At 65.4% G+C, this 898-nt stretch carries 1 protein-coding gene; it reads right to left on the bottom strand.

What is annotated here, in order from left to right; all coding sequences use genetic code 11:
- Positions 1 to 364 (bottom strand): MFS transporter (locus tag ACFQS1_RS40510; protein WP_378978394.1); only part of this gene is annotated, 364 nt, incomplete at its 3' end.
- Between the last annotated feature and the right edge of the window lie 534 nt (positions 365 to 898).

The following is an 898-nucleotide window of genomic DNA, read 5'->3' as shown; positions in this document are numbered from 1 at the left end:
GGCCGGTGGCCGCTCCGATACCGGCCATTGCGTTGATCACGCCGAATGCGCGGGCCCGGGACGTGACCTCGGTGAACAACATCGTGGTGAGGATGTACACGGGCGGGATCAGCAGGGCCGTGCCGATTCCCTCGAGGATCGAGTTGCCGATGATGAGCGTCGGCAGGCCAGGAGCCAATGCGCTCAGGAGCGCGCCGATGCCGTAGACGGCGAGGCCGAGATTGAGGCACCGCTTTCGGCCGTAGCGGTCGGTGAGCTTGCCGCCGGGGATCATCAGCGCCGCCATGACCAGCAGGAAGAGCGTGATCGCGACTTGCACACCTTGGACGGTGGTGCCCAGGTCCTCGCTGATGTCGGTGATCATGACGTTCATGTTCGAGCCGGCGAAGCTGCAGATGAACTGGGCGAGCGCAAGGGGGATGAGCACCCTTCGCAGGGCGCCCGACGGACGTGCCCCCGCGGTCTGCTCAGCCATGCTGTGCCTGCTTTGCTTCCGGTCGGCTCCGCTGCGCCGAGAGTGGGCGGCCTTTAGAGCGAAGACTCCACCCGACCCAACGCGGAGGCATCATCCGCCGCGCATGACGCGTGCCGTCGGTCATGGCCGACCCGTTGTCAAGGACGCCCGAAAATTATCGGCCGTCCTTGACACTTGGACGGAGGCGGAGTTCAGCGTCGTTCTGGAAGGCCGGGCGCAATCGCGCATTTCGCCTCCTCCGGGAGGGATGAATCGGCTGCCGCGGTCGAGTTGCAGCCGAACGTCTCCACGTGGACTTGGAGCAATGCTCGAAACCTGTGGATGAGCGTTGGGAGGCGTACCCTCCCGACGAGTTCCAAGCCATAGGAATCGAGTAGAGCCCGCGCGCCAACGCGGGTTGGGGAGGGTACGCCCGTGCTTACC

Origin of the sequence: Paractinoplanes rhizophilus, assembly GCF_042664765.1 — a bacterium.
Taxonomy (GTDB): Bacteria; Actinomycetota; Actinomycetes; order Mycobacteriales; family Micromonosporaceae; genus Actinoplanes; species Actinoplanes rhizophilus.
The sequence above is the reverse complement of the archived record's forward strand: the minus strand, read 5'-3'. Positions and strand labels throughout refer to the sequence as shown.